This is a genomic window from Bacillus sp. AF62 (assembly GCF_050312695.1).
GTDB classification, from domain to species: domain Bacteria; phylum Bacillota; class Bacilli; order Bacillales; family Bacillaceae_G; genus Bacillus_A; species Bacillus_A cereus.
This window is the reverse complement of sequence record NZ_JBNPJZ010000004.1, coordinates 39537-66103: the sequence shown is the minus strand read 5'-3', so window position 1 is coordinate 66103 and position 26567 is coordinate 39537. Positions and strand designations below refer to the sequence as shown.

Sequence of the window (26567 nt, the reverse complement as noted above, 5' to 3'; positions counted from 1 at the left end):
TGATCCTACGAAGTCACCTTTTGTTACTTGTAATACTTGCTCTTTCATATCTTTCATTCTCCCTTCTTTTTCTTTTGTTACAAAGTTTCTATTATACTAATACGCTTGATAGAAATACGATTAATGCTGTTAATACTACCGCTCCACTTGCTGATCCTACGAAGTCACCTTTTGTTACTTGTAATACTTGCTCTTTCATATCATTTATCCTCCCTTTTCATAAGTTATCTATATGTAATTTCTAAGAAATGTTTATTTCATAGTTTTTATGTTAACGTTACATTAAATTTGATAACGTAACGTTTGTAACATTAATGTAACATAACTATTGTTACGTTGCAATATAATAACGTGAAATTTATTACACTTTTTTTACGTTTTTTTATAATAATCCCTGAAAACCTTTATTTAATGCGCTTTTCACTAAACTCACGTTTGTAACATTCGTGTAATATTACAGTCATAAAGTGAAATATAGTCATCCTCCTCTCTATTTTTGTTACAAACAGTTTATTTAGTGACACTAAACCTATCTAATCTTTACTTACTTTTAATATGAGATAAAATACCGTCTTTCCAAGATAAGTTTATATGTTTCCTCTATATAACTATGTATAATAAAAACAAAGAGGTGGTCATTTTGAAATTAATCGCATTAGATATGGATGGTACACTACTATCATCTAATCTTGAAATCTCCAAAGAAAACCTACAAGCAATCCAAACTGCACAAGAAGCTGGTCATATTGTAATGATTTGTTCTGGTCGTGCGAAAGAGGATGCTTTAAAGCTATTGGAAGAATATAAATTATCTCTTCCAGTCGGAGCAAGCAATGGGGCTATTGTTTATGTGGATGGAAAAGTAATTAACTCTCGTTGTATACAAAACGACAAAGTGTACAAACTTGCAAAATTACTAGAATCTGAAGGTTTCCCATATAAGCTATATACGAATAAAGGAGTTTATTCTCCATATACATGGCAAGATCAAGTGATGCAAGCGTTCGAAGAAAATAAGCATGCGCTCGATGTTACATTAGAGGAGCTTGAACGAATTACAGAAAAGCAAAAGAAATCGAACCTAATTACCGATTTCAAAAAAATAGAAGATGTTGTAAATAACCAAGAACTAGAAATATCTAAATTCTTCATTTCAACATTTAATGCAGCGCATCGCGCACAGCTATTAAGCGTGTTACAAGAAGACGCTGATATTATGGTTACAGCATCAGCTCCTACTAACTTAGAAATTATGGATAAGAATGGACATAAAGGAAACGGGCTACAGCAGATGGCAGCTCATTTTAATATCCCTATTGAAGATACAGTTGCTATTGGTGATAATTTTAATGATGTACCAATGTTAGAAGTAGCAGGCTTATCTGTTGCAATGGGCAACGCTGAAGAAGATGTAAAAAAACTATGTGATGTTGTAACATTAACAAACAATGAACATGGTGTTTCTCACGCAATCGAGCAATTTGTATTGAAACAAACTTCATCTAGTAAATAAAAAAAGGACTCTTTCCATTTGAAAGAGTCCTTTTTTTATACATGATGACAAGAAACAAAATGATCATCACCAACATTACGAAATTCTGGTATTGTTTTTTTACAAACATCTGTTGCAAACGGGCAACGTGTATGAAAACGACAACCCGAAGGTGGATTTGCTGGACTTGGAATATCCCCTTCTAGTATAATTCGCTCTCGCTTCACTGTTGGATCTGGTATTGGAACAGCTGATAACAATGCTTTTGTATACGGATGTAGCGGATTGGTAAATAACTCATCACGCGGCGCCGTCTCCACAATTGTACCTAAATACATAATTCCGATTTTCGTACATAAATGTTCTACTACACTCAAATCATGTGAAATGAATAAATAAGATAATCCCTTTTTCTCCTGTAACTCACTAAATAAATTAATAATTTGTGCTTGGATAGATACATCTAGTGCCGCCACAGGTTCATCAGCTACAATGAATTCTGGATTTAATACCATAGCCCTTGCGATTACGATACGCTGACGTTGTCCACCAGAAAACTCATGGGGATACCGGTCAATATGATAAGGAGCTAAGCCACATAACTCCAATACTTCAATTACCTTTTCACGAACATTTTCTTTCGTCGCTAATCCGTGGGCCAACATCGGCTCTCCAAGCGCTTCACCAATTCTCATTCTCGGATTTAATGAGCTAAATGGATCTTGGAAAACGAGCTGCATATTAGGGCGATGTTTTCTCAATTCATCCTTGGATAAAGAATGAACATCTTTCCCTTTAAACTTCACTTCCCCCTCCGTTTTTTGAACGAGACGTAAAATTGTTTTTCCTATCGTTGTTTTTCCGCTCCCTGATTCGCCAACGAGACCAAACACTTCACCTTTATTAATAGTAAAACTTACTCCATCAACTGCTTTTACATGCCCAATCGTTCTACTAAATATGCCACCTTTAATTGGAAAGTATGTCTTTAGGTTTTTCACCTCTAATAATGGTTCACTCATCGTTCCGCACGCTCCTCATATAACCAGCAAGCTACTTTATGATTTTCATCATTTACATTTAGATTTGGGGCTTCTTTTTCACATATTTCCATACAATGCTCACAACGCCCACTAAAGTAGCAAAACTCACCTAAACCAACTAAATTCGGAACTTGCCCTGGAATAGAATATAGTTTATCTATTCGTTTTCCCATTACTGGTTTTGATTTCAACAATCCTTTCGTATAAGGGTGTTTTGGATTTTGGAATATCTCTAGTACTGGAGCTTCTTCAATAACTTTCCCGCCATACATAACGACAACGTAATCAGCCATTTCTGCTACGACACCTAAATCATGTGTAATTAATAAGATCGACGTTTTAAATTCTTCTTTCACTTGTCTTAGTAAATCCAATATTTGAGCTTGAATCGTAACATCAAGAGCTGTTGTTGGTTCATCTGCAATTAATAACTTAGGATTACAACTAAGCGCAACAGCAATCATAATACGTTGTAACATCCCACCGCTCAATTCATGCGGATAAGAATGAACAATTTCATTAGCACGGGCTATGCCAACTTTACGAATTAACTCAATTGCTTTCTTATACGCTTCATTTTTACTAAGTAATTCATGCTCCCTTAGCGTTTCTACAATTTGCTCACCTACAGTGAAGACCGGATTTAGCGATGTCATCGGTTCTTGGAAAATCATCGCAATATCATTGCCTCGTAAACTACGAAGTTCTTTCTCTTTCATTCCTAAAAGACTTTTTCCTTCATATAAAATGTCTCCACCTACTACACTGCCAGATTCAGCAATAAGCCCCATAATAGATAAAGCCGTTACACTCTTCCCGCAACCTGATTCTCCTACTACACAAACCGTTTCACCTTCTCGAACAGCAAAGCTAACATGGTTTACAGCCTTCACTGTCCCTTCCTCCGTTTGAAAGTGTGTTTGTAAGTCTTTTAGCTCTACTACCGCTCTACTCATACCTTCTCACCTACCGTCTCATCTTTGGATCTAACGCATCACGAAGTGCATCACCAAGTAAATTAATTGATACAACTGTTATAAAGATTGCAAAACCAGGCGGAATCCATAACCACGGACGCTTTTGGAAATCAATTAATGAGTTAGCTGCGCTAATCATGTTCCCCCATGATGGCGTAGGTGGGACGACGCCGAGACCTAAGTAGCTTAGCGCGGATTCTCCCAAAATAGAACCCGCAACACCTAATGTAGATACGACAATTAAAATGGGTAAAACATTAGGTATTAAGTGATATATAATTTTCCGGTAATCTTTTATTCCTAACACATCCGCAGCTTGCATAAATGCTTGCTCCCTAAGTGATAAAATTTGCCCTCTTACAAGGCGAGCAAGCCCTGGCCAACCTACTAAACTTAAAATAATCATAATGACATATAAACGATAATCAGACGGTACTTTCCACTCTGATAAAATCGCACCCATTATAATAAGTAACGGTAATCCTGGCATCGACATTAAAATATCTGCAAGCCGCATAATAATATTGTCCACAATACCACGATAAAAACCTGCAATCGCTCCTAATACAGCTCCTAGTATCACTGATAAAACCATTGAAGCTATGCCGATAGTTAATGAAATCCGTCCCGCTTGCATTAGTCTCGTTAAAATATCTCTTCCTAATTGGTCTGTACCAAGCCAATGAGAAAAACTAGGTGGTTTGTTAATTAGTGCAACTTGTATTTTCCCTGATGCATATGGTGAAAAGAAAGGACCAATAAAACAAAATAAAAACATAAAAATTAATGCATACAATCCTACGAGTGCCATCTTATTTCTTTTTATCTTTTTAAGAGCCTGTCGCCACGGTGATGATTCATTTTTCCTTTTCTTCTTTTCTTTTTTCTCTGTAATCGCTGTAACAGTTTCCATCTCATTCCCCCCTTAATTCAACCGAATACGTGGATCAACAACTGCATATACAATGTCTGCGAAAAAATTCGAAACAATTGTTAAACAAGAAAGAAACATCGTAAATGCCATTAACACTGTATAATCGCGGAAATTTAATGCCTCTAATTGAATACTACCAATCCCTGGCCAGTTAAAAATTTGTTCAATAATAATCGCTCCTGAAAACAAACCTGGTAATTCAAATGCTAATAACGTAATTGCCGGTAATATTGCATTTTTTAATGCATGCTTATAAATAACCGTCTTCTCCTTCAAACCTTTCGCTCTTGCTGTTCGTATGTAATCTTGTCTTACAACCTCTAACATACTTGTTCTAAAATAACGAGTTAGCGAGCCGACCCCAAGAAGTGTCAAAATAAATACTGGTAAAATCATATGTTTTGCAACTTCTATCACGTAAGCAAATCCTGTTGAATTACTGCCAACATCAATCATTCCACCTATCGGCAATAATTTAAGATCCACTGCGAACACCTTAATTAGAAACAAACCAATAAAAAATGAAGGAAATGACATTGCCGCAAAGATACCAATTGTTACAAGCTTATCGAATAAAGAATGTTGCTTCGTCGCCGAGAATACACCGATAATAAGTGCAATTAGCCAAATAAAAAATAACGCAATAACTGCTACACTAAAAGAATTCCAAATAAATTTATTTAATAATGATGTTACAGGTTCTTGATATTGAAGCGAGAAACCAAAATCTCCTTGCAATGCATTACCTAACCAATGAAAATAACGCTCAATAATTGGCTTATTTAATCCATACAATTCCCTAAGCTCTGCTGCTCTTTGTGGTGTAATCTTAGGATTTGAATCAATATAATCCCCCGGAAGAAGTGCAAACAGGAAGAAAATAACAATTGATGTTCCAAATACTGTAGGAATCATTTGTAACAACCTACGAACGATATACGTCTTCACCCTTTTCCTCTCCAATCTTATGCTTAAAATAGAAGAACATTTTTTCGAATCAGCATATTACTAGCTGAATGAAAAAATGTCTTCTACTTATACATTCTTCTCGTTATTTTTCAATAGATAATACTGGCGAGTTCGAACTAATACTGTCATACTTCTCAGGATCAATTCCTTTAATGTTTCCATTGTAAGCTGTGATGACTCTACGATAATTCAATAAAATTACTGGCGGATCATCACTTAATTCTTTGTATAGTTCTTTATAAATCGGTTTACGTTTTTCAATATCTACAGTTTCAAGTCCCTTTTTAATTAATGCATCTACTTTTTCATTTTTATATCCTAGGGTATTATCATCACCATCCGAGGAGTAGCCACCTACAGTTTCACTTGGATCTGTTGTAATTGGTGTTGCAACAGAAGCTAAATCATAATCTCCTTTTTTTACTTTTGACAGCATCGTATTAAAGTCCATAAATTCAGGGTTAAATTCAACGCCTAATTCTTTATAGTTCTCTTTTGCAATCGGAATAAATAAATCACCGTCTTTTGCCGAGCTTGCACCATAATACGTTAATTTAAGCTTTTGACCATCTTTTTCACGAATTCCGTCTGAACCAGCTTTCCATCCAGCTTCATCTAATAATTTCTTCGCCTTATCTAAGTTATATTCGTACTTATTAATCCCCTCTTCTGTATAAGCCCAAGATGTTGGATGAATTGGAACATTAGCTACTGTACCGTATCCTTTAAAAGCTGTATCTACATACTTTTTACGATCCAAACCATAAATAAGAGCTTGACGAACTTTCTTATCTTTTAAATACGGTTTTTTACTATTCATTCTTATATAACTAAATGAAGAAGCCGTCTCTATTTCAACATTTGCAAACTGCAAACTCTTCACTTGTTCTAAAATTTCATCCCCATAACCTACTCCTGTATAATCTATCTCACCTGTTTGGAATAATTGGAACTTGGTATCCGGTGAAGTAATTTTATAAATAAAGTTTTGAATTTTTGGTTTACCTGCATAATAATTTTCATTTGCTATAAAACGAACTTCCTGTCCTGGTATATACTTTTCGAACTTATATGGCCCCGCAGCTATCGGTTTTCCATATAACTCTTTTAAATAATCTAAACTAGTATTTTGTTTATACTCTTTTCCATAATAAGCTTTCGATAATACTGGACCACCTAAAGCAATTAGCGCTTGTGAGTTAACTTTTTCAGTCGTAATTTTAATTGTTTGTGGATCAACAACTTGAATTCCTTCAATAGACGTCGCTTTTCCTTCTTTATATTCTTTTCCACCTTTAATTACATATTGTGAAATATCATCGCCGCCTTCATATGCTTTATCATGTAGAAGTGTTAATGTAAATGCTACATCGTCGGCAGTTAATGGCGATCCATCACTAAATTTCAAGTCTTTACGTAAATGAAATGTATATGTTAATTGGTCTGAAGAAACATCCCACTTCTCAGCAAGATCCGGTATCGGTTTTCCTTGTTTATCTGTTGTAACAAGAGAAGCAAATATAACCGATGTCACATTACCATCCCAACCATTCTCTTGAAAGTAAGGTAAGAAAACTCCCCCAGGCTTGGAGATACCTGAAATAAAAGTATCTTTTCTATTTTTTGCCTTATCAGGCACCTTTGTCTTATCTGTAGCAGCAATCTTTTCAACTTTTACATTTTTTAAATCCTGCTGTTTAACCGGCTCTGTAGAAGCCGAGTCCTCCTGTCCCCCACAAGCAGACAACAGAAGCGAACTACTCATTAATACTGAAAATACACCAGCCCATTTTTTTGTCTTTTTCTTCATTGTCCCCACCCTAACTTTTTAATAGTTATACCCTTTGAACTTATTAGCTTATGTATGCCTCCCACAGCACATTTATAGCCAATCGGAAAAGTCGGTTTTAATCAGAAAAAAATAGATGTTTTTGAGGGGTAACAATCTTATTCCGACTTTTCCGGTAGACTTTATGGTTATTAGCTTATATCGTTCAGTATATTATGTCAATTCTTTCTAAATAAATATTTTGAGAATTTTCCCAAAATTATCACTCTATCCTTATACTTTAAGAAAACTCAGCTATAATTCGTATTAAAAACTTAAAAATCTACTTCTATTTCTTCAGCATGAAACATAGAATACTAATAACCAATTACCAAAAAGGGGGCGAAAATATGGACAACCTATTCCAATACGTCCTGCACTACGTATTATTAACAATTATGATAGTCGGGGCGCTATTACTATTCCCGTTCTTCCCAAAGTTCGTCCTCTTTTTAGCTTTTTTTATCATGCTCGGGATCGCTATTATAATTTCAACAAGAGAAGATGCCACGCAGAAAGAGAGCAGAGTTCAGCGCGTAAAGCTGTAACTTTGCTCTCTTTTCGTTTTCAATCACTAGTCTCTGTTACACATATTTATCCCGCTATTTGCCGGGCAGTAACCCCCCACTGATTAAAGTTTCACTTTATCTCTCGGGAAATAGTTAGCCTTTGTTTTTGTGATTACTCCTATTGAAAAGCCACTAATGACATTTATTTTTCACCTTATCATTTCATACGCTTCACAAGCTATGCAAATTGAGGAACACGGATTTATCTAAGTTACTGTTTCACGTGAAACACATCGCTTCATTTAATCTTTAAAGCAAAATATTATTATGAAAAAGCCACTTCCTCCAGCAAAACTGAAAGGAAGTGGCTTTCTACTCTTTACTCCACAATATTCTCTAACTCACTATATAACTTCGCTCGTAACAACTCTTTCATCGTTTTTTCCTCATATAATTTTTCAAGTCTTTCAACATTAGCTACATGTTCCATTTCACATTCTATTGCATATATATCTTCTTCTACATGCATTAACTCATTTTCAATCTCTTCAAGATTCCTAGCTTTTTTCTCTTTTACTGGAACCATTTCAACACTCTTTCTCCCTTGGCGTTTTTGCTTTATTACTTGCTTCTCAAGCTTTTCTTCCCATTTTTGACGAGCCCATGCATAGTTTCCTGCAAACTCAAATAATTTACATTCATCAATCCAGTACGTCTTTTCAAATAACTTATTTAAAAAATAACGATCATGTGAAACAGCTAGGATTGTTCCATTATATTGCTCAAGGGCTTCCTCTAAAACTTCCCTTGATTCAATATCAAGATGGTTTGTCGGCTCATCTAGAATTAGAAAATTGATGTCTTGATACATAAGTTGCGCAAGTCTTAACCTCATTTTTTCTCCACCGCTCAGTTGCGTTACTTTCTTAAATACTGCTGGACCATAAAATAAAAAATTAGCCAATATATGTCTTGCTTCTCCTTCTGTTACAGCTACATACTCTCTAAACGCTTCCAATACATTACTCTTCACATTTCCATACGTATGCTGTGATAAATAACCAATTTTGACACTACTACCAATTCGAATTTCACCAACGTCTGGATTTATTTCTTTTAATAGTAGTTTTAATAATGTAGTCTTTCCTGTACCATTACGACCAACGATAGCCGCACGCTCTTGAAAACGAACATGTAAATTCGCTTGTTCAAATAAAGGTCGGCCAGCAAAACCTTTACTCACTTCTTTCATTACAACAACATCTTTCCCGCTTCTCTCTTGCCCTTCAAACTGAAGACCCATCTGTTTTCGTTCTAAAATTGGCCTCTTTAATTTCTCTATACGTTCTAACGCACGTTCCATATTTCTCGCTCTTTTATGCAATCCTTCATTCGGAGGGTTCGCTTGATTTGCCCATTCACGTAGACGCTTAATTGCTTCTTTCATTTTCTTTATTTTCTTTTGTTGCTCCTGATAAGCTTGAAACTCTTGAAGTAATCTTTCTTCCTTCTCCTCAACGAACTGAGAATAATTCGTATGGTACACGTGAATCTCTCCATCTTCCAAATCAAAAATTTTCGTTACAACTTCATCAAGGAAATAACGATCATGTGAAATAACCATAACTGTTCCAGTGTATTCTTTTAAAAATTGCTCTAACCATTCAACTGCAAATAAATCTAAATGATTTGTTGGTTCATCTAATAGAAGTAAATCTGGTTTCTGCAATAGCATATATGCAAGGCTTACTTTCGTCTGTTCTCCTCCACTTAATTCCGTAAATACTCTTGAAAATAAGTCTGTCACTTGTAAGCCATTTGCTACCTTCATTATATTTGCCTCGATTTCATAACCACCGAGAAACGCAAATTTTTCTTGAATGACTCCGTACCTCTCCATTAGCTTTTCCAAAGCAGATTGTTCCTGTTCCACCGCCATATTTTTTTCTAAAGCATGCATTTCTTTTTCTAATTCCTTTTCTACTTTAAAAGCAGAACTCAATACATCATATACAGTCATAGCCTCATCAAACTTCGGAATTTGTGCGACATGACCAATACGTGTACCTTTCTTCATATGAATGGCTCCTGCATCCAAACTCTCCATTCCCGTTAGAAGCCCAAAGATTGTTGTCTTCCCACTACCGTTACGACCAACTAATCCAACACGTTCACCATTCTTTATTTCAAGCGATATATTTTCAAATATAGTGTTTCCACCAAAAGATTTCGTTACATTATTTACACTACAAATAGTCATTTTCCGTACTCCTTTCAATATAAAAAACCATGAGAAAGAAACATTCCCCATGGTTTTCGGCATAGAAAAAGGAAGCCAAATAGCTCCCTTTTCACACGTTTATTAAAAATGGGTGAAGAGATTTCTATCGTTCAATAGTCACTATGCAATTGTTAAAAAAGGGCATACGTATCCCGTTAACAACTACATCATGAAAAATCGCACGACAAAAATAGATAAAATCTAAAAACTTGGCACGTGCAGCTAAAGAACGTTTCATCTCATTCACCCCTTTCGTACGGAATTTAATACTTACTTCTTTATTATACTTTCCAATTTCATGTTTGAATAGTCATTTTTCTGAAAATAATGAAGATAGACTAAACATTTCAATAAGTGACATCAAATCTTACAAAACTGTTATGTTCACGTAATGGAAAGCGATAGTACGAAAAGATGCCTCCCTATACAATAAAGATGTAAACAAGAGAGACAAACAAAAGGAGGAAACAAACATGATGAAAGAAATCGTAAAAGCAATCTTTGAGGTATTAGTGAACGGACAAGCAGTTGTAAAAGAACTAAATGAACTATAAAAAGGAGTGAAGAAATATGATAAACATGGTGAAAATGATTTTACACGCTTTAGTCGATGCAAAAGCAGTTAGCCAAGAATTAAACCAACAATAAAAAGGGGTATATGAATATGAGGAAAGCCATTATTATAATTGCAAGCACAGCAATTACTTTATACACAATAAAAAATAGAAAAAAGAAAAATAATGAAAATGTTCTATATTATCCATACACACTATTAGAGAAAAAATAAAAGACAAGGTACCCTATCGTAATGAGGATATCTTGTCTTTTATTTTTTCCATATTTCCTTTAGAGGATTTCCTTCTCCTTTTCCCGAATGTATTAAGCGGGATTTTTACACATATTTTAAAGGGGCATATATACAAATGGATACACAACAACTATATTTTTTAAACGATATCGGTAAACAAAAACCAGAAAGTATTCGGAATAGAAGCGCTGCATGTCCATTTTGCGATAAAGAACATTTAACGGATATTTTAGCAACTGATGGTTCTATTATTTGGTTGAAAAATAAATTTCCTACATTACAAGATACATTTCAAACAGTGTTAATCGAAACCGATAATTGCGAAGATCATATCGCAACATATACAGAAGAACATATGCGGAAATTAATGCAATTTTCTATTCAACATTGGTTACACTTACAGAAAAACAAGGAGTTCGCATCTGTGATTTTATATAAAAATCACGGTCCATTTTCAGGTGGACGTTTGCATCATGCACACATGCAAATTATCGGAATGAAATATGTAGATTATCTTGAAAATATTGAAGAGGAAAATTTCCAAGGAGTAATTGTTCAAAAAAATGAACGCATTGAGCTTAATATTTCAGAGCGTCCCATTATCGGCTTCACTGAATTCAATATAATCATTGATAATATTTCATATATAGATGAAATGGCAAATTACATTCAGCAAACTGTACGTTACATACTGACAGATTTTCATAAAGGATGCAGTAGTTATAACTTATTCTTCTATTACTTAAATGGAAAAATTATTTGTAAAGTTGTTCCTAGGTTTGTCGTTTCACCGCTGTATGTAGGATATAAAATACCTCAAGTTTCTACAAAACTAGAAGACGTAAAAATACAACTAGCGGAGTATTTCACAAAATGACACGATTATCAAAAAAAATAGAGTAGGTATCAAAACCTACTCTTTTATTACACCTTTATTTCGATAGTACACATCTTCTAATCCGATGTTATACTTCATGTTATTATCCGTCCACTCCGGCCCTAAATTCCCTGGCCATCCAGATGTATTCGCTATATATTTCAGTAATGCAAAATCAGTCAAACCTTTTTGCACCCCGCGCTTATATCCTTTCATCAAATGCGGCATTGCAATTTGTGCATTTGTACGTGGATCTTTTAGCTCATCATCAGTTAAATGTTCTGGTGCAAGCCCGCCGCCGCGGTGTAGTTGAAACAATCCGAATGAAGTTCCATTATCTCCAACACTCCTTGGATTTAATCGACTTTCATGCTCAGCAATTGCAAGAGGTATCCATTCCGGAAGATTTACTTTCTTCGCTTCCTCTATAATGATTTGTTTCATCTGTTTTGCTTCTTCTGAATCAACATAGCTTGTTCCATTCACTAGCTTATCCATTCCTTCAGACTTTCCTTGGAAATATAAATATACTCCAAGAACAACTAAAAATCCTACAAAGAATTTCTTCACTACCTCTACCTCTTTCTCCGCTGAAATTTGTCCCCTTTCAGCCTTCCCTTTACAATTACCTACATTCTATTACTCTTTTATCATAGCAAATAACTATATATATTTTCATCATGCTTTAGACCGATTTTGTGAAAAAACAGCTGGTAAATACGTGCAAAAATGTAACTTTCATAGACTATAACGCATTTATTGTATATAATTGTAAATTGAATTCTAAATATAAACTAGGAGAATAATAATATAAAAAAATGGCTGTTACTCTTATTTAGTTTACTACTATTAATTCCTGTCCCTATTTCCGCACAAAAAACTGAACAACCAAAAACCCTTATTTTATACAGTTCAAACGATGATCAAATTACAAGCGATATCCAAATACTTAATACACAAGTAGGTCATTTCACTAATAATATAACAATTAAAAACATAAAACAGTTAGCTGAAATAACTGATAACTCTTCGTATACACATGTTATTTACATGGGTGAAAAACAAGAAGAACTTTCTACCGAAGCAAAGGAATTTCTAGAAGGCTTCCCAGGACCATTACTAGTTTTAGGTCAAAATATAGAACAGTTATCTACTCGTTTTTCATTTATCACACTTAAAAATGAAGATATAAACTCTGATACAATTGAATATCCAACACGTAAATTAAAGAATATATTAGAAGAAGAAAGATCAATTAAACAACTTGATACAAACGGAACAATTCTCGCACATGCTTTAAGAGGAAATAATACTTATCCATTAATTGTACAGCAAAATAATTCTTATTATGTAGCAACTTCTAACCTCTTTGATTGGATATCTTATTATATTGGCGAAAGCCTATTTTCTTATTTTCAGCAAAAACCCGAAACCAATAAAAAATTAGCTTATTTACGTCTTGAGGATGTTCACCCAGCAGCAGATATAAATCAATTGAAAGAAATTGCTGAATTACTAAAAGAGAAGAAGATTCCTTACATGATCACTGTTATTCCTGTATATGCAGATCCAGATACAGGTAAAACACTACATCTAAAAGATAAACCCGAACTAGTCGATCTTTTACAATCTATGCAAGATGATGGTGCAGCAATTATTATGCATGGTTATACTCACCAATTTTATGACAGCGAAACAGGTGAGGGCTTTGAATTTTGGGATGTAAAAACAGATCAACCAATTCGCCAACCGAAGCATGAAAAACCGAAGACAAAAGATGACTTTCCAAATATAGAGGCATATAACCAATATGTAAAAAAAGGGGAAGAGTTTGAGGAAAAATATACGAAAGATCATATCGAAAAAGGAATTCAAGAACTTGTAGCTGCTAAACTATATCCTGTTGCCTTTGAAGCACCTCATTACACGATGTCTCAAAAAGGATATGAAATATTATCAAGATACTTTTCAACTTATGTAGGACAACTACAGTTAAATGATACAACTTGGAAATCCATGCACTCACCATATTATACAAGTACTCCGTCATTTTTACATGGAATGAAACTATTGCCTGAAACAGTCGGATTTATTGAAGAAGATAAGCCACAAACTATTGCTAAAATGAAAGAACGTGCTCTATCTGTTTCTAAATTATCCGATGGGATTATTGGAGCATTCTATCATCCTTACTTAGGTGTGAAACCATTAAAAGAAGTATTAAAGGATCTAGAAAGTATTCCAAATATAGAATGGATTGATTTACAAAAGGAAAAGAATGAAGTAAAAATGAAAGATATTCATATTACGACGAATAAAGACGGCATTCACGTTGAAAAACCAACCAGTGCGAATGACATAATTGATTATATAAAGCAATATGGCTTCTTCCTTATACTAGGGTTCGTTATCATTGTCTTTCTTTTATTATTAAAACGTGCGAAAAAATTAGAATCCTAATACAAAACCACCGAGCGGAACGCTTGGTGGTTTTTTGTCCTATATCAAACCGTGGCATTTTACTAAATACATTCAACTTTTACTTTTTCCGTTACATGATTAAAACTATAATTCTCCTATCCTTTCAAATAAAATCGACTTGTATTTTCATATATTGTTTCTGCGACCTTATCAATGGATATGTTTTTTATAGAACTAATTTCCTTTAATACCTCTCGAATCATTCTTGGGTGCATTATAACATCTTCTTGAAATTCCCACGGACCATCTGTTTCTACCATCATATATTCAAGCGGATAATACGAAACGATTTTTCTAATCTTCTCCTTATGTAAAACATCCGGTGTAATCGAAATATAATAACCATTTCTCATCATCCGTTTCATTGTTTCATCGCTTCCTTTAAACCAATGGAAGTGTGCACGTGAAACTTTATATTTCTCTAGCAAATCACATACAATGTCAGCATCTTCATAAACTGCGTGTAATACAATCGGCAAATTATACTTACTAGCTAGTTCTATAAATTTTTTCAATACAGCTATGTATGGATCTGCAGCAATTCTTTCATCTTCTTTTCTCAAATAATAGGGCAAACCTACTTCACCAATCGCAACAATTTCCTCTGCGTTCTGTTCAATAAGTTGATAAATCTGTTCACACTCTTCTTTATGAATCTGTTGCTCTGGATGAAACCCTATCGCTGGATATATAAAGGGATACTTCTTCGCTAAAGATAACGTTTCCTTACAAGATTGATAATTCATAGATACCGCAATAAGCCCCTTTATTTCCTTACTATTTTCCACCTTTTTTAGTAATCTGCTCTTCTCTTCATCCTTATATTGATCAACATGTATATGACTATCAATCCATTTCATCTTTATGCCCCCATAAAAAAAACAAGAAAGGACTTCCTTTCTTGTTTTAGCATCTATATTATTTAACAATTAAGTTTGTTATGATATCAAATAATCCAATACACACTACGGCAACAGTAAAGTAGCTACAGAAATCTTTAATTGGTAACTTCACTACTTCTTCTTTACGCATCCCATTTTTCTCCCTTCTTACTAGATCCCTAATTATTTTTCTATCTGTATCTATTATGCAAAAAATATGACAAATTTACTATCGAATTAACTTACGTAAACCTTACAATGTTGTAAGGTTTAAAAAAGATCCCCATCTTTATTCAGATGAGGATTATTAAAAATTAGTTGGTTTTTCATTCTTCATTACAAATAGAAAGTAATACATTGAGACTTTCTATTTACACTATATGAAAATTACTATCTTTTAACTATCGAATTACATTACAGAAGGCTTACATGTTTGTAAGTTATGTGTAATGTAATTCGATAGTTCTCCTTACTTATATTTCGTACAATAAAGTTAGAAAGTAAGCCAAATAAGAAGAACAATCACATAACCAAATTACATTGCTAGTAGCTACTCTTCTTATACCTTTCACCCATGCTACTACAATGTACCCCCTTCCCCTTTATATAATAAAAAAAGCCTTAGTCTATATGGACTAAGGCTTTTTTGTTAATCTTAAAAATACCCTTACCCAGTATTTTTATTTTCGACAAAAAATAGATGGGGGTATATTCGCTATCTCACCGTTAAAAGTTTACTCTTCGCATTTATAGGAATATTTGCAACCTCAATCTCTTCAATGGACTCACCGTAACGCCCTTTTGCAAAAACCTTTAATGCTTCATCTCTCTTTAACATATGCTTAACCGTTTTCTTTATTTTCTGCTCTCTACCACGTTCATCGAATGCAATAAATTCATATTCATACCACTCATCACCGATATGCTGACCAATTGTATTCACAACCGTATAGTATTCTTTCGTCTTATACAGTGGATTATATTTATCGATAACCGGTCCAAGTTTCGTAGGCAGTAACATTACTACTATCACTATCATCGCTATTATAGTAGTGATCATTTTTTTCTTCATAATAAACATTCCTCCTCTGCAGGATATATATACATCCATTTTAAAAAGGGGGAATAAAATCTACTATTGAATCTCATTACATTACACTTACATTTTTGTAAGAATTAAAAAAGGTGAACGAATTTACTCGTTCACCTTTTAGCTTGCTTTAAAGCCACCGCCAAGTACATCACGTACATCATGTATAACAACGAAAGCATCTTCATCTACCCGGCTAATAACTTGTTTTAACTTAACAAGCTCTTGTTTATTAATAACAACATATAAAACTTCTTTATTTTTACCAGTATATCCGCCGCGCCCTTCTAATACAGTAACACCGCGTGTCATATTTTTCGTAATAGCTTCACGAATTAAATCTGGTTGATTCGAAATAATCGTAACAGCCGTTTTTGTGTCCATTCCTTCTACAATGAAATCAATCACCTTCGCTCCAATGAACACAGCCACAAGTGTATACATCGCCTTTTCTTGCCCTATTATAAATACAGAACCAGCAATTACAACAATATCAATAATTAGTACGCCTTTCCCTACACTCCAACCTAAATATTGATTTGCTAACTGAGCTAAAATTGCTGATCCTCCCGATGTACCTCCGGCTTTGAACATACAGCCTAATCCAATACCCACAAATAAACCAGCAAATAAAGCTGCTAATAATGTATCACTATTTACATGATACTCAATATGTTCTGTAACGTATAAAAACAAAGATGTTTCTACAATCCCTAAAATTGTATAAATCATTGTTTTCTTATCAAAAAATTTATAACCAACAGCTAGTAAAATTGCATTTATAGCAAAGTTCACAATTCCTGGTGACCAATCAAATAAGTAGTACGTAACAACCGTTAAACCAATAATTCCACCTTCCGATAAACGGTTTGGAATTGCAAAGTAATTAATACCAATTGCGAATAATAATGAACCAATTGTAATTAGTGTTATTTCCTTTATACGTTGATTAACCATAGTTCATACCCTCCCCCCATTTGACATTGTATCACTATCTCCTAGAGGTTTAGAAGTGGTTTTTATTCCGCATTTTCCCTCTTAAAAATTGAAATATTATGTTTAAACAGAGGGTTGATTAATTATTCATATTTGCTCTAACTGCACGGACAAATCGCTCCACATTCCCTTTCTGAATATACTTAGCGCGAATGGTTTCATGACTACAAGTAAATTCAAAATACGGATGAAAATCTATGCTATCTATATGCAAATATGAATACTCTTTAAATGTTGAAGAATAGTACGGAAATTTCCCGTAAAAAAGGAGACGTCTAGTAGTGGCAACAAAAACCCCATGTTGATACGATAATATAAAATTATCCTTCTCAAATATCCCTACCACAAAAGCCAGAATCTTTTCATCATCATCTACATACTTTTTCATACTCGATAAAAGTTCATTCATGCATATTCCTCCAAATTCTATTCACTGCATTAACACTTGAAAAGAATCCATGGATTATTACAGACCGGTTTAACTCCTTTATAAAGTATGAAACGCGTTTCCTGTCAAAGATATTTCAAAAAAAATAATCCGTTATGCGATTATACACATAACGGATTACGATTAAACTGTAGAGCGTTCCACAAGTTCGTATGGAATTTCCAGCTTTTCTTGTTCAGAACTCTCGTCATTCACTTTTCTATGCAACATTTCAAAAGCAGTTTTCCCTATCTCCTTTAAATTTTGATCAATAGTTGTCAATTGTAACACTTGCGAGATAGGTTGATTATCAAAGCCAATAATCGCTAAATCCTCAGGAACTTGAATCCCTAATTTTTCAACTTCTGTCATAACCCCAATCGCAACTTCATCACCTGCTACTATTAATGCTTCAGGAAGATCCTGCATCTCTTTTAACTTATGAGCCACTTTCACACCATCTTCTAGTGTAAAACATTCTGTAAAAATCCATTCTTCATTAACCTCTTCGTCTATAGATTGCAATTGCTGTTTATAAACATCAAAACGCTTTTGACTACTCGGCCCTAATTTTCTTCCCGTACAATAACCAATTTTTTTATAACCTTTCTCAATCAAATAATCCATTCCTAATTGAAAGGCCGCTGAATGATTCGTATATACACTTGAGATGTTTGAAATATCATTATCTTCACAAGCAATTATTGTGCCGTAAGAAGCATACGGTTCTATCGTTTCCCAATCATTTGCACGTGAACAAATAATAAGACCATCCAATTGTTTTGTTTTTAACATATGTAAACTTTTCATTTCTTCTTTTTTATTATAATTCGTTTGGCAAAGTAGCACCCTGTAATTATGAGTTAACGCTCCCTCCATCATTCCCCCTACCATTGCATCAAAGCTCGGGTGATTAATGTAAGGTAGAATTACACCAACAATATTCGTCTTCCCTTTTGATAAATGAACAGCATTTGCGTTTTGCGAGTAATTCAATTTCTCAACTATCTCTATAACCGCTTTTCTTTTTTCTTCACTTACATATGGGTGATCATTCAACACTCTCGAAACAGTCGTAACTGAAACTCCCGCCATCTTTGCGATATCTTTAATATTAGCCATACACTCACCTCTATCTTTAACTTAATGAATCCCATGAACATATGTCAAATCTTCTTATCATTACACCTTCATTCGTTTCTCTTACAAAAGTGTAATTTTTCTGTAAGCTAATTCGATAGTGACTTTCCGCAACATTTCATACAATTAAGTCAGAAACAAGGTAACAACTATTCGAAAAGGAGCGGATTAATATGATGAACAAAATGAAAACGAACAATTTCTTACATACAATGGGCATGGTATTTTCCGCTCTTATCGACGCAAAAGCTGTTGCTTCTACATTAAACAAGTAAGGAGAATATATTATGAATAACATCACTTTTAACAAATTAGATTTTTTAGGACTAGCTAGTGGCTCGCTTCTTCTTACTGCTTTTATTTACGCCGCTACGCTTGTATAACTTTGTGTCCCCTTTCCCCTTTATTATAAATAGTAATAGAAAAGACGACCGTCTATGCCCGGTCGTCTTTTCTTATTTTTGATTTGATTGCAAAGCTTCTTTTAACTCCTCAAACTTCTCATTTAATTGATCTGTCATCATTTTCATAGCGGTTTTTCGATCTAGTTGTTCTCCAGCCTCAATTTGAATTGGATCTCCAAAAATCAATTGTGCCTTTTTCCCCTTTATTAATTCTTTTACACTTGATGGACCAACATAAGCTGCTGGTACTAACGGAACATTAGAACGCATCGCAATTGTCACAGCACCCGCTTTTAATGAAACATCTTCCGCTGATCTTGTTCCACTCGGAAAAATCCCTACTACCTTTCCTTCTTTTAATAAACGTGATGGAATTTTAAGTGTACTTGGCCCTGGATTCGCACGATCTACAGGGAATGCATTTACATTTTTAAAGAACCAATTTTTGAATTTCCCTTCAAATAATTCTTTTTTGGCCATGTAATGAATTTGAGTTGGATACATCCCTGTAGCTAACATTAATACATCCATAAAACTTGTATGTGTACATGCAACAACATACGGTCCACCTTCTGGTAGCTTTTCTCTTCCTTGTACTTCTACTTTCCCAGCTGTTTTAAATATATATTTCAACAAAAATGTAATTGGTTTATACATTTATTTCGTTCCTTTCTAAACATCCGAAGTATAATCATATTCTTACAATAATTATAACACTAAGTTTTAGGAGTTGGTAATAAAATTAAGGATGAATTGTTAAATTTCAATTCTTACAAAAGTGTAATTTTCTTGTAAGCTAATTCGATAGTTACTTCTTACTATATTTCATACAATTAAGTCAGAAACAGGGCAACAATTATTCGAAAAGGAGTGGATCAATATGATGAACAAAATGAAAACGAACAATTTCTTAAATACAATGGGCATGGTATTATCGGCTCTTTTCGATGCAAAAGCTGTTGATTCTGCATTAAACAAGTAAGGAGAATGTATTATGAATAACATTACTTTTAACAAATTAGATTTTTTAGGATTAGCTAGCGGCTCTCTTCTTCTTACTGCTTTCATTTACGCTGCTACGCTTGTATAACTTTGTGTCCCCTTTCCCCTTTATATAGAAAAAGACGACCGTCTATGCCCGGTCGTCTTTTTAATTTTTTCTTTCTTTCAATTCTTTTAAAAGCTGTATCAGCTCAGCTTGTTGTTTTATCTTTTTACGACCATTTCGATTAATTGCTGCAAGCTCACAGGCAACTCCGACGGCAAAGAAAAACAATAAACTTTCTAACATGTGAAATCCTCCATTTGCCTATTAAACAGCTTGACGTAATTGTTCTTCTTGTAAAACTCTCTTATTTATATTTTCTTCTTTTCTCTGACAAACGTTATTGCGAATAAGCGCTGCAATAACAAGTACAGTCCCTATAATATCAAACATTGTGATTTGATACCCTTGCATCATCATAATAGCTAAAGTCGTAATTGGTACAAAATTAATAAATAAAATCCCATTAATGGATGATAAAATTTTCACACCATAGTTCCAAGCAAGTAGCGCTACAATACCTGGCAATGTCATCATAAATAACAAATCATATTTCACAATAGAAATCGTTCCCATACTCGGAACTGAAATATATCCAAGCGACGTAATAATTACCGTTATAATTCCTGTAACAGTCGTACCGAATACACACGTCAACGTAGAATAGCGTAATGTTGACCAATCACTACAAGTTTGACCACCCATCGTATAAATAACCCACCCTACAACACCAATAAATATAAATGCTAATGGGAACATATTATCTTTCAATGTTACAAAGAAACTCATGTCACCTTTGTAATAACAAACACAGCTCCTACAAAAGCAATAACCATACTCGTTATCATATACTTCTTCGGTTTTATATGCTTATATCCCCATAAAATACAAATAGAAATCATCGGCATAAGTGCTTCCATAATGGAAGCTACCATTACACCCGACTTACCCATTAACATTTGCCCTGAAAATATGAGGACATTATATACTGTAAATGCCATCGTTCCAAAAAAGACGAGTAACTTTCCTCTTCCCTCTAAACAAAATGCCTGTTTTCCTTCTTTCACTAACAACAATACAATCAGCATTATCGCCACTGCTCCATAGCGAATAAGCGAAAAATAAAATGGATCTATGTATTCTAGCGCATGATCAGCAACTGGAAACATCGCTCCCCATGACATACTCGCAATTAAACACGCCAAAGCCCCTATTATCATTTGACCTCTTCTCACCGCAATCCCCCGTTTCTTTCTATTTGCACAAAGAGAATTGTAAAAGAAAAAATATATCACGTAAAATGATTCAAAATGATGTTAACTATCATTTATAATGATAGTTAACATCAAGGGGGATTACAAAATGGAATTACGAGACTTACAAATCTTTAAAAGCGTTGCCGATCAGGGTAGTGTAAGTAGCGCAGCAAAGGAATTAAATTATGTACAATCAAATGTAACTGCACGTATTAAACAACTCGAAAACGAATTAAAAACCCCACTCTTTTACCGCCATAAACGAGGAATGACTTTAACAGCTGAAGGAAGAAAAATGCTCGTTTATGTTAGTAAAATTTTGCAAGATGTCGACGAACTAAAACAAGTATTTTTAGATAGCGAAACACCCTCCGGTATATTAAAAATCGGTACAGTCGAAACAGTAAGTACACTGCCTACCATTTTATCTTCTTACTATAAAAGCTATCCGAATGTCGATTTATCATTACAAGCGGGTCTAACAGAAGAATTAATTAGAGAAGTACTTGATCATCAATTAGATGGTGCCTTTATATCAGGTCCTATTAAACATCCACTAATCGAACAATACGATGTTAGTACAGAAAAATTAATGCTTGTAACACAAAATAAAGCTTTTCATATAGAAGAATTTACAACAACGCCTCTACTCGTTTTTAACCAAGGATGCGGATACCGTTCCAAGCTAGAACGATGGCTGAAAGACGAAGGTTTGCTACCAAAAAGAATTATGGAATTCAATATATTAGAGACAATATTAAACAGCGTTGCACTCGGCCTCGGAATTACACTCGTACCACAGTCTGCTGTCCATCATCTTTCTAAAGCAGGTAAGGTACATTGTCATGCAATCCCTGAAAAATACGGCAGTATTTCAACGGTTTTCATACGCCGTAAAGATAGCTATATGACGAATTCAATGCGTAGTTTTTTAAAAACAATTGAAGAACATCATCATATCAATATGCTGTGAAAGACATTCTTACATGAATGTCTTTTTTTCTTACAAAAGTGTAAGTCTTTCGTAAGCTAATTCGATAGTTGCAAGTGGACATATTTCCTATAATTAAGACATAAGCAGGGCAACAACAATTCGAAAAGGAGCGGATACGCATGATGAACAATATGAAATCAAATAAATTTTTAAATACAATGGGCATGGTGCTATCCGCACTTGTCGATGCAAAAGCTGTTGCAACTACATTAAACAAATAAGGAGAGATTATAATGAACAACATTACTTTCAACAAATCAGACTTCATCGGACTTGCAAGTGGAGCTACTCTTCTTACGGCTTTCATTTACACACTTGCTCAAGGTCTTGTTTAACACTTTGTTTCCCCAAACCCCTTTATATAGAAAAAGCTGCTCGTCTTATAGACAAGCAGCTTTTTAGTTTGTTTCATATATAATTTGACCTGTTTTCGTAATATCATATCCGCCAATCGCATTTAATTCATTATGAAATTCTTCCGATTGCAGAATGTCTTTCACGACTTCAATCAGCTCTTCATTTTCTTTATTCTTCAAAATTACTAAATCATACTGTTCTTTCATGATTGGAATAAAGTCCACATTTACAATTTGCGAAAACTTTTCTGAACCTACTCCTACATCAGCTTTTCCATTTGCAACTTGCGTGGCAACACCCAGATGATTCGATTCTTCCCATTCATATCCACTAATATCAGCTTTATTTAATTTTTGGATTCGTAATTGTTCATCCACTAACACTCTAATACCAGAACCCTTTTCTCGATTTACAAACTTTATAGTGGATCTGGATATGTCGGCCCATGTCTTTATTTTCTTCGGATTTCCTTTTTGGACATAAAATCCTACATTTCTGGACAATAAATTAATCATAATACATGGCTGGCCTACTAAAATGCGTTTTACATAAGGAACATTATATGTACCCGTTTCACCATCAAACAAATGCAAACTAACGATACTTCCTTCTCCTTGATACATTTTCACTAAACTTGTTAAGCTACCTTGATACGCCCTTAAAACATTAGAACTTGGCAAACGATTTTCTATACGTTTAGCTAACATATCTAACGTTAGTTCTTGACCACTAATAATACACGTGTTCAAGATACTACTACCATCGTTTTTTACAGGAGTAACTTGTACCTTTCCTGTTTTCATTTGTTTTATATATTGATCTAAATCTGCTGCATCAATGCGCATCTGTCTACCAACTCTATAAGAAGGAAGTTCTCCTTTTTTAATTAAGTCGTATACAGTTAATTTTGATACTTTTAATCGCTTTGCTACTTCTTCCGTTGTGTAGGAATGATGATCCATAGACGATTCCTCACTTTCTCCTTTCATTGTAACAAAGAAAAGAATATTTCTCCTATTTTTTAAAAATAGACATATGTTCAAATTATATTCAATTATAACTAGTTATATTTAGTTATAATTAGATGTGTCAAAACGAAAGGGGATTTTTTTATGAATAAATTTACATTACGTTCGATTGGGGCACTTATACTTTCTTTTCTTCTTATATTTAGTGTTGCATGTACAAACGGAGATAAGAAAGAGAAATCAACTGCTAAAGAAGGAAAAGCAGTTGAGCTTACTATCTCAGCTGCTGCAAGCTTACAAGATGCATTAAAAGAAATTGAAAAACAATATAAAGAAAAAGAACCCAATATTGAACTTTCTTTTAACTTCGGTGCTTCTGGAGCACTTCAACAACAAATTGAACAAGGTGCACCTGCTGATTTATTCTTCTCTGCTGCAGAAGATAAATTCCAAATCCTTGTAAAAAAAGGATTCATTAATGAAAAAGAAGGGAAAAATCTTCTTGGAAATGAACTAGTTCTAGTCATCCCTAAAGAAAGTTCTCTTACAAAATTTCAAGATTTAAAAGATGAGAAAATCAAAAAAATCGCACTTGGTACACCTGAATCTGTACCTGCTGGCAAATATGCAAAGGCCTCTCTAACACAAGAAAACCTTTGGAATGATGTTCAAAATAAAGTCGTATTTACAAAAGATGTTCGCCAAGTGTTAACATATGTAGAAACAGGAAATGTCGATGCTGGTATCGTATACAAAACAGATGCTCTCATTTCAAATAAAGTAAAAATTGGTGAAACAGCAGCAGCTATTTCTCATGAGCCAATCCACTATCCTTTAGGTGTTATAAAGGAATCTAAACATAAGAAAGAGGCGACTTCATTTTATGAGTATTTGCAGTCAAAAGATGCACAATCTATCTTTAAGAGATATGGATTTACATTCCTGTCGTAATTACTATGAGCATTGATGCTATTATATCGCCTGTCTTTCTATCTTTAAGAGTAGCTGCGTGTGCCACTATTCTCGTTACAATTTTAGGGACGATTGTCGGGCGAGCACTAGCTCGCTCCTCATGGCGATATAAAGTACTATTAGAAACCATATTTTTATTACCAATGGTACTTCCACCAACTGTTATCGGCTTCTTTCTCATTATCATCTTTGGAAACAACAGCCCGATCGGAAGGTGGGTTGAATCATTATTTCAGCAGTCTATTATGTTCACATCTACCGCTGCGATCATCGCTTCTACAGTTGTTGCATTTCCGCTTATGTACCAATCAGCGAAAACGGGATTTTCTATCGCAAATGTACAAATTGAAGAAAGTGCTCGTGACCTTGGCGCAAGTGAATATCAAGTTTTTCTGCACGTTACACTTCCGCTTGCATTTCCTGCATTACTAAGCGGGATGATTTTGAGCTTTGTCCGCGCGCTCGGTGAGTTTGGTGCTACACTCATGTTTGCCGGGAATATCCCTGGTAAAACACAGACAATCCCGACTGCAATTTACATGGCCATTGACGCAAGTAATATGCAACTCGCCTGGACACTTGTAGTTATTACTATCGGTATGTCACTCGTATTTCTACTATGTATTCAACTTATTAATAAAAGAATTACTAACTCTTAAAGCAGCTTTTTTCGAAGCTGCTTCTTTATTTCTTAGGAAATAAAATATACCACCGGGAAATAACTGAATTTTACCTCTTATTAAAATATACATTTTATTTGAATTCACTTTCTAAAATAGGCAATTTCCTGTTATTATATGGAGGTGTTTCAAAAAATGAAGAAATGAAAACGCATTTATATCGTGAATTCTTCATCCTGTTTTAGCGATCGGTAATCTTCTACTCTATTAGTGGGGCATTACCGATCGTTAGAACGATATGTAACTATATTGGTATAGCAAACCGAAGGGAGTCTTGTAATGGACATTTTATTAGCGCTTCTTCCTGCAATTGCATGGGGAAACATCTTATTAGTAAGCGTAAAAATGGGCGGTGGTGCATATAGCCAAACGGTAGGTATGACAATCGGTGCTCTATTCTTCGCAACAATTATGTATGTATTTACTCAACCAGCTTTAACAATGACAATCTTAATTGTTGGTTTTATTTCAGGTTTATTCTGGGCTTTAGGACAAGTAAACCAATTAAAAACAGTTGAAAAACTAGGTGTTTCAACTACTGTAACGATTTCTACTGGTATGCAACTTGTTGCAACTTCTATCTTTGGGGTTATCGCTTTCCGTGAGTGGACTACTACTACAACGATCATTCTGGGAACGATTGCAATCCTATTAATCGTAGTTGGTGTTGTATTCACATCATTAGATGATAAAGAAAATGCTCAGCCACCTGGACAATTGAAAAAAGGACTTCTTACTTTAATTGTTTCTACTTTCGGCTATCTTGTATATGTAATTATTATTCGTTGGTATAATATCGATGGTTGGTCTGCTATTTTACCACAAGCAGTTGGTATGTTTGTTGGTGCGGTTGTACTGACGTCTAAACATAAACCATTTAACAAATATGCAATCCGTAATGCTTTGTCTGGTTTACTATGGGGAACTGGAAACTTATTCTTACTTCTTTCATTACCACGTGTTGGAGTAGCAACAAGCTTCCCATTATCTCAAACTGGAATCGTTATCTCAACATTCGGTGCGATTGTATTCTTAGGTGAAAAGAAAACAAAACGTCAATTGATCTTTATTGCACTCGGTAGTGTTTTAATTATTGGCGGCGCTGTATTACTTGGTATGACAAAAGCATAATCTTATATTCTATTAGTAAACCCCTGA

General features: G+C 34.3%; 30 protein-coding genes and 1 pseudogene. 12 read left to right on the top strand and 19 right to left on the bottom strand.

Translation table 11 applies throughout. From position 1 onward, the window contains the following. A partial coding sequence (locus ACQRBL_RS01065) for a DUF3948 family protein (protein WP_134819041.1) occupies positions 1–48 on the bottom strand: 48 nt, incomplete at its 3' end. Positions 49–91: 43 nt separating this feature from the next. Next, on the bottom strand, positions 92–199 hold the full coding sequence (locus ACQRBL_RS01060) for a DUF3948 family protein (protein WP_000664237.1): 108 nt from the start codon (positions 197–199) through the stop codon (positions 92–94). Positions 200–640: 441 nt separating this feature from the next. Here ACQRBL_RS01060 and ACQRBL_RS01055 point away from each other — a divergent pair, with 441 nt between their 5' ends. Next, a complete protein-coding gene (locus ACQRBL_RS01055) occupies positions 641–1513 on the top strand; it encodes a Cof-type HAD-IIB family hydrolase (RefSeq protein ID WP_000766425.1) in 873 nt (290 codons plus the stop codon). 35 nt (positions 1514–1548) lie between these two features. Here ACQRBL_RS01055 and ACQRBL_RS01050 read toward each other — a convergent pair whose 3' ends face one another. The 5 genes from ACQRBL_RS01050 to ACQRBL_RS01030 all read right to left on the bottom strand — a co-directional run bounded on the left by ACQRBL_RS01050 (position 1549) and on the right by ACQRBL_RS01030 (position 7225). Then, entirely contained in the window at positions 1549–2514 is a 966-nt protein-coding gene (locus ACQRBL_RS01050) for an ABC transporter ATP-binding protein (RefSeq protein ID WP_001294500.1), read from the bottom strand. Continuing rightward, on the bottom strand, positions 2511–3491 hold the full coding sequence (locus ACQRBL_RS01045; RefSeq protein ID WP_000085617.1) for an ABC transporter ATP-binding protein: 981 nt from the start codon (positions 3489–3491) through the stop codon (positions 2511–2513). Before ACQRBL_RS01045 ends, ACQRBL_RS01050 begins: the two co-directional genes overlap by 4 nt. Positions 3492–3501: 10 nt before the next feature. After that, the gene (gene opp4C / locus ACQRBL_RS01040; protein ID WP_000451060.1) at positions 3502–4425 is read right to left on the bottom strand and encodes an oligopeptide ABC transporter permease; all 924 of its coding nucleotides are present in this window, start codon (positions 4423–4425) and stop codon (positions 3502–3504) included. Positions 4426–4437: 12 nt separating this feature from the next. Then, positions 4438–5394: an ABC transporter permease gene (locus ACQRBL_RS01035; protein ID WP_411996333.1), complete on the bottom strand. Its 957-nt coding sequence runs from the start codon at positions 5392–5394 to the stop codon at positions 4438–4440. A gap of 103 nt (positions 5395–5497) precedes the next feature. Beyond that, positions 5498–7225 (bottom strand): ABC transporter substrate-binding protein, encoded by a 1728-nt coding sequence (locus tag ACQRBL_RS01030; protein WP_053565415.1) that lies wholly within the window; start codon positions 7223–7225, stop codon positions 5498–5500. Positions 7226–7593: 368 nt separating this feature from the next. On the opposite strand from ACQRBL_RS01030, the gene ACQRBL_RS01025 reads away from it, so the two are divergent. Beyond that, positions 7594–7791 carry a hypothetical protein gene (locus tag ACQRBL_RS01025; protein ID WP_000369254.1) on the top strand — a complete coding sequence of 66 codons (198 nt, stop codon included), beginning with the start codon at positions 7594–7596 and terminating at the stop codon, positions 7789–7791. Positions 7792–8131: 340 nt separating this feature from the next. On the opposite strand, the gene abc-f is transcribed toward ACQRBL_RS01025, so the two are convergent. Together abc-f and ACQRBL_RS01015 are read right to left on the bottom strand one after the other, a co-directional pair. After that, a complete protein-coding gene (abc-f, locus tag ACQRBL_RS01020; RefSeq protein WP_141526214.1) occupies positions 8132–10063 on the bottom strand; it encodes a ribosomal protection-like ABC-F family protein in 1932 nt (643 codons plus the stop codon). 73 nt (positions 10064–10136) lie between these two features. Further along, complete coding sequence (locus tag ACQRBL_RS01015) at positions 10137–10271, bottom strand: RAxF-45 family protein (RefSeq protein ID WP_000830643.1); 135 nt, start codon at positions 10269–10271, stop codon at positions 10137–10139. Between the two features lie 420 nt (positions 10272–10691). On the opposite strand from ACQRBL_RS01015, the gene ACQRBL_RS01010 reads away from it, so the two are divergent. Both ACQRBL_RS01010 and ACQRBL_RS01005 read left to right on the top strand, forming a co-directional pair. After that, entirely contained in the window at positions 10692–10820 is a 129-nt protein-coding gene (locus ACQRBL_RS01010; RefSeq protein WP_086413782.1) for a spore coat protein B, read from the top strand. A 136-nt stretch (positions 10821–10956) separates the two neighbouring features. Then, positions 10957–11718: a DUF4931 domain-containing protein gene (locus ACQRBL_RS01005; protein ID WP_411996334.1), complete on the top strand. Its 762-nt coding sequence runs from the start codon at positions 10957–10959 to the stop codon at positions 11716–11718. 36 nt (positions 11719–11754) lie between these two features. Here ACQRBL_RS01005 and ACQRBL_RS01000 read toward each other — a convergent pair whose 3' ends face one another. Further along, positions 11755–12288, bottom strand: coding sequence for a transglycosylase SLT domain-containing protein (locus tag ACQRBL_RS01000; RefSeq protein ID WP_000713249.1), 534 nt, complete (start codon positions 12286–12288; stop codon positions 11755–11757). A gap of 240 nt (positions 12289–12528) precedes the next feature. Between ACQRBL_RS01000 and ACQRBL_RS00995 the strand changes: the two genes are divergently transcribed. After that, positions 12529–14178 (top strand): DUF2334 domain-containing protein, encoded by a 1650-nt coding sequence (locus tag ACQRBL_RS00995; RefSeq protein WP_411996350.1) that lies wholly within the window; start codon positions 12529–12531, stop codon positions 14176–14178. Positions 14179–14294: 116 nt separating this feature from the next. On the opposite strand, the gene ACQRBL_RS00990 is transcribed toward ACQRBL_RS00995, so the two are convergent. The 5 genes from ACQRBL_RS00990 to ACQRBL_RS00970 all read right to left on the bottom strand — a co-directional run bounded on the left by ACQRBL_RS00990 (position 14295) and on the right by ACQRBL_RS00970 (position 18715). Then, entirely contained in the window at positions 14295–15059 is a 765-nt protein-coding gene (locus tag ACQRBL_RS00990; protein WP_411996335.1) for a TatD family hydrolase, read from the bottom strand. A 736-nt stretch (positions 15060–15795) separates the two neighbouring features. Next, positions 15796–16152, bottom strand: a complete 357-nt coding sequence (locus ACQRBL_RS00985; protein WP_000728426.1) for a YxeA family protein — start codon at positions 16150–16152, stop codon at positions 15796–15798. Between the two features lie 138 nt (positions 16153–16290). Then, on the bottom strand, positions 16291–17127 hold the full coding sequence (locus ACQRBL_RS00980) for a YitT family protein (RefSeq protein ID WP_000248045.1): 837 nt from the start codon (positions 17125–17127) through the stop codon (positions 16291–16293). A 118-nt stretch (positions 17128–17245) separates the two neighbouring features. After that, on the bottom strand, positions 17246–17575 hold the full coding sequence (locus ACQRBL_RS00975; RefSeq protein WP_001004245.1) for a PH domain-containing protein: 330 nt from the start codon (positions 17573–17575) through the stop codon (positions 17246–17248). A 162-nt stretch (positions 17576–17737) separates the two neighbouring features. Next, complete coding sequence (locus ACQRBL_RS00970; protein ID WP_065481522.1) at positions 17738–18715, bottom strand: LacI family DNA-binding transcriptional regulator; 978 nt, start codon at positions 18713–18715, stop codon at positions 17738–17740. Between the two features lie 305 nt (positions 18716–19020). Between ACQRBL_RS00970 and ACQRBL_RS00965 the strand changes: the two genes are divergently transcribed. Continuing rightward, a complete protein-coding gene (locus tag ACQRBL_RS00965) occupies positions 19021–19116 on the top strand; it encodes a DUF3948 family protein (RefSeq protein ID WP_001060007.1) in 96 nt (31 codons plus the stop codon). Positions 19117–19188: 72 nt separating this feature from the next. Here ACQRBL_RS00965 and ACQRBL_RS00960 read toward each other — a convergent pair whose 3' ends face one another. Next, positions 19189–19794 (bottom strand): lysophospholipid acyltransferase family protein, encoded by a 606-nt coding sequence (locus ACQRBL_RS00960; protein WP_411996336.1) that lies wholly within the window; start codon positions 19792–19794, stop codon positions 19189–19191. A 337-nt stretch (positions 19795–20131) separates the two neighbouring features. Here ACQRBL_RS00960 and ACQRBL_RS00955 point away from each other — a divergent pair, with 337 nt between their 5' ends. After that, the gene (locus ACQRBL_RS00955; protein ID WP_001060007.1) at positions 20132–20227 is read left to right on the top strand and encodes a DUF3948 family protein; all 96 of its coding nucleotides are present in this window, start codon (positions 20132–20134) and stop codon (positions 20225–20227) included. 60 nt (positions 20228–20287) lie between these two features. On the opposite strand, the gene ACQRBL_RS00950 is transcribed toward ACQRBL_RS00955, so the two are convergent. Together ACQRBL_RS00950 and ACQRBL_RS00945 are read right to left on the bottom strand one after the other, a co-directional pair. Beyond that, entirely contained in the window at positions 20288–20428 is a 141-nt protein-coding gene (locus tag ACQRBL_RS00950; protein ID WP_000894065.1) for a YrzO family protein, read from the bottom strand. 21 nt (positions 20429–20449) lie between these two features. Further along, a pseudogene (locus ACQRBL_RS00945) lies at positions 20450–21417 on the bottom strand (DMT family transporter). Positions 21418–21544: 127 nt separating this feature from the next. On the opposite strand from ACQRBL_RS00945, the gene ACQRBL_RS00940 reads away from it, so the two are divergent. After that, positions 21545–22411, top strand: coding sequence for a LysR family transcriptional regulator (locus ACQRBL_RS00940; RefSeq protein WP_023520844.1), 867 nt, complete (start codon positions 21545–21547; stop codon positions 22409–22411). 254 nt (positions 22412–22665) lie between these two features. Then, the gene (locus ACQRBL_RS00935) at positions 22666–22767 is read left to right on the top strand and encodes a DUF3948 family protein (protein ID WP_001060018.1); all 102 of its coding nucleotides are present in this window, start codon (positions 22666–22668) and stop codon (positions 22765–22767) included. Positions 22768–22830: 63 nt separating this feature from the next. On the opposite strand, the gene ACQRBL_RS00930 is transcribed toward ACQRBL_RS00935, so the two are convergent. Next, positions 22831–23751: a substrate-binding domain-containing protein gene (locus tag ACQRBL_RS00930; protein ID WP_014481933.1), complete on the bottom strand. Its 921-nt coding sequence runs from the start codon at positions 23749–23751 to the stop codon at positions 22831–22833. A 150-nt stretch (positions 23752–23901) separates the two neighbouring features. Between ACQRBL_RS00930 and modA the strand changes: the two genes are divergently transcribed. From modA to ACQRBL_RS00915, 3 genes are all read left to right on the top strand, one after another. Then, entirely contained in the window at positions 23902–24708 is an 807-nt protein-coding gene (gene modA, locus ACQRBL_RS00925; RefSeq protein WP_411996337.1) for a molybdate ABC transporter substrate-binding protein, read from the top strand. A 5-nt stretch (positions 24709–24713) separates the two neighbouring features. Continuing rightward, the gene (modB, locus tag ACQRBL_RS00920) at positions 24714–25388 is read left to right on the top strand and encodes a molybdate ABC transporter permease subunit (protein WP_000020518.1); all 675 of its coding nucleotides are present in this window, start codon (positions 24714–24716) and stop codon (positions 25386–25388) included. A gap of 300 nt (positions 25389–25688) precedes the next feature. Then, the gene (locus ACQRBL_RS00915; RefSeq protein ID WP_000353544.1) at positions 25689–26540 is read left to right on the top strand and encodes a GRP family sugar transporter; all 852 of its coding nucleotides are present in this window, start codon (positions 25689–25691) and stop codon (positions 26538–26540) included. Positions 26541–26567: the final 27 nt, after the last annotated feature.

Bases quoted from the DNA above. Each gene is read 5' to 3' on its own strand.
- ACQRBL_RS01060 (WP_000664237.1), bottom strand. From the start codon at position 199: ATGAAAGAGCAAGTATTACAAGTAACAAAAGGTGACTTCGTAGGATCA.
- ACQRBL_RS01050 (WP_001294500.1), bottom strand. From the start codon at position 2,514: ATGAGTGAACCATTATTAGAGGTGAAAAACCTAAAGACATACTTTCCA.
- ACQRBL_RS01045 (WP_000085617.1), bottom strand. From the start codon at position 3,491: ATGAGTAGAGCGGTAGTAGAGCTAAAAGACTTACAAACACACTTTCAA.
- opp4C (WP_000451060.1), bottom strand. From the start codon at position 4,425: ATGGAAACTGTTACAGCGATTACAGAGAAAAAAGAAAAGAAGAAAAGG.
- ACQRBL_RS01030 (WP_053565415.1), bottom strand. From the start codon at position 7,225: ATGAAGAAAAAGACAAAAAAATGGGCTGGTGTATTTTCAGTATTAATG.
- ACQRBL_RS01025 (WP_000369254.1), top strand. From the start codon at position 7,594: ATGGACAACCTATTCCAATACGTCCTGCACTACGTATTATTAACAATT.
- abc-f (WP_141526214.1), bottom strand. From the start codon at position 10,063: ATGGGGAATGTTTCTTTCTCATGGTTTTTTATATTGAAAGGAGTACGG.
- ACQRBL_RS01015 (WP_000830643.1), bottom strand. From the start codon at position 10,271: ATGAAACGTTCTTTAGCTGCACGTGCCAAGTTTTTAGATTTTATCTAT.
- ACQRBL_RS01010 (WP_086413782.1), top strand. From the start codon at position 10,692: ATGAATATGAGGAAAGCCATTATTATAATTGCAAGCACAGCAATTACT.
- ACQRBL_RS01005 (WP_411996334.1), top strand. From the start codon at position 10,957: ATGGATACACAACAACTATATTTTTTAAACGATATCGGTAAACAAAAA.
- ACQRBL_RS00990 (WP_411996335.1), bottom strand. From the start codon at position 15,059: ATGAAATGGATTGATAGTCATATACATGTTGATCAATATAAGGATGAA.
- ACQRBL_RS00985 (WP_000728426.1), bottom strand. From the start codon at position 16,152: ATGAAGAAAAAAATGATCACTACTATAATAGCGATGATAGTGATAGTA.
- ACQRBL_RS00980 (WP_000248045.1), bottom strand. From the start codon at position 17,127: ATGGTTAATCAACGTATAAAGGAAATAACACTAATTACAATTGGTTCA.
- ACQRBL_RS00975 (WP_001004245.1), bottom strand. From the start codon at position 17,575: ATGAATGAACTTTTATCGAGTATGAAAAAGTATGTAGATGATGATGAA.
- ACQRBL_RS00970 (WP_065481522.1), bottom strand. From the start codon at position 18,715: ATGGCTAATATTAAAGATATCGCAAAGATGGCGGGAGTTTCAGTTACG.
- ACQRBL_RS00965 (WP_001060007.1), top strand. From the start codon at position 19,021: ATGAATAACATCACTTTTAACAAATTAGATTTTTTAGGACTAGCTAGT.
- ACQRBL_RS00960 (WP_411996336.1), bottom strand. From the start codon at position 19,794: ATGTATAAACCAATTACATTTTTGTTGAAATATATATTTAAAACAGCT.
- ACQRBL_RS00955 (WP_001060007.1), top strand. From the start codon at position 20,132: ATGAATAACATTACTTTTAACAAATTAGATTTTTTAGGATTAGCTAGC.
- ACQRBL_RS00950 (WP_000894065.1), bottom strand. From the start codon at position 20,428: ATGTTAGAAAGTTTATTGTTTTTCTTTGCCGTCGGAGTTGCCTGTGAG.
- ACQRBL_RS00940 (WP_023520844.1), top strand. From the start codon at position 21,545: ATGGAATTACGAGACTTACAAATCTTTAAAAGCGTTGCCGATCAGGGT.
- ACQRBL_RS00935 (WP_001060018.1), top strand. From the start codon at position 22,666: ATGAACAACATTACTTTCAACAAATCAGACTTCATCGGACTTGCAAGT.
- ACQRBL_RS00930 (WP_014481933.1), bottom strand. From the start codon at position 23,751: ATGGATCATCATTCCTACACAACGGAAGAAGTAGCAAAGCGATTAAAA.
- modA (WP_411996337.1), top strand. From the start codon at position 23,902: ATGAATAAATTTACATTACGTTCGATTGGGGCACTTATACTTTCTTTT.
- modB (WP_000020518.1), top strand. From the start codon at position 24,714: ATGAGCATTGATGCTATTATATCGCCTGTCTTTCTATCTTTAAGAGTA.
- ACQRBL_RS00915 (WP_000353544.1), top strand. From the start codon at position 25,689: ATGGACATTTTATTAGCGCTTCTTCCTGCAATTGCATGGGGAAACATC.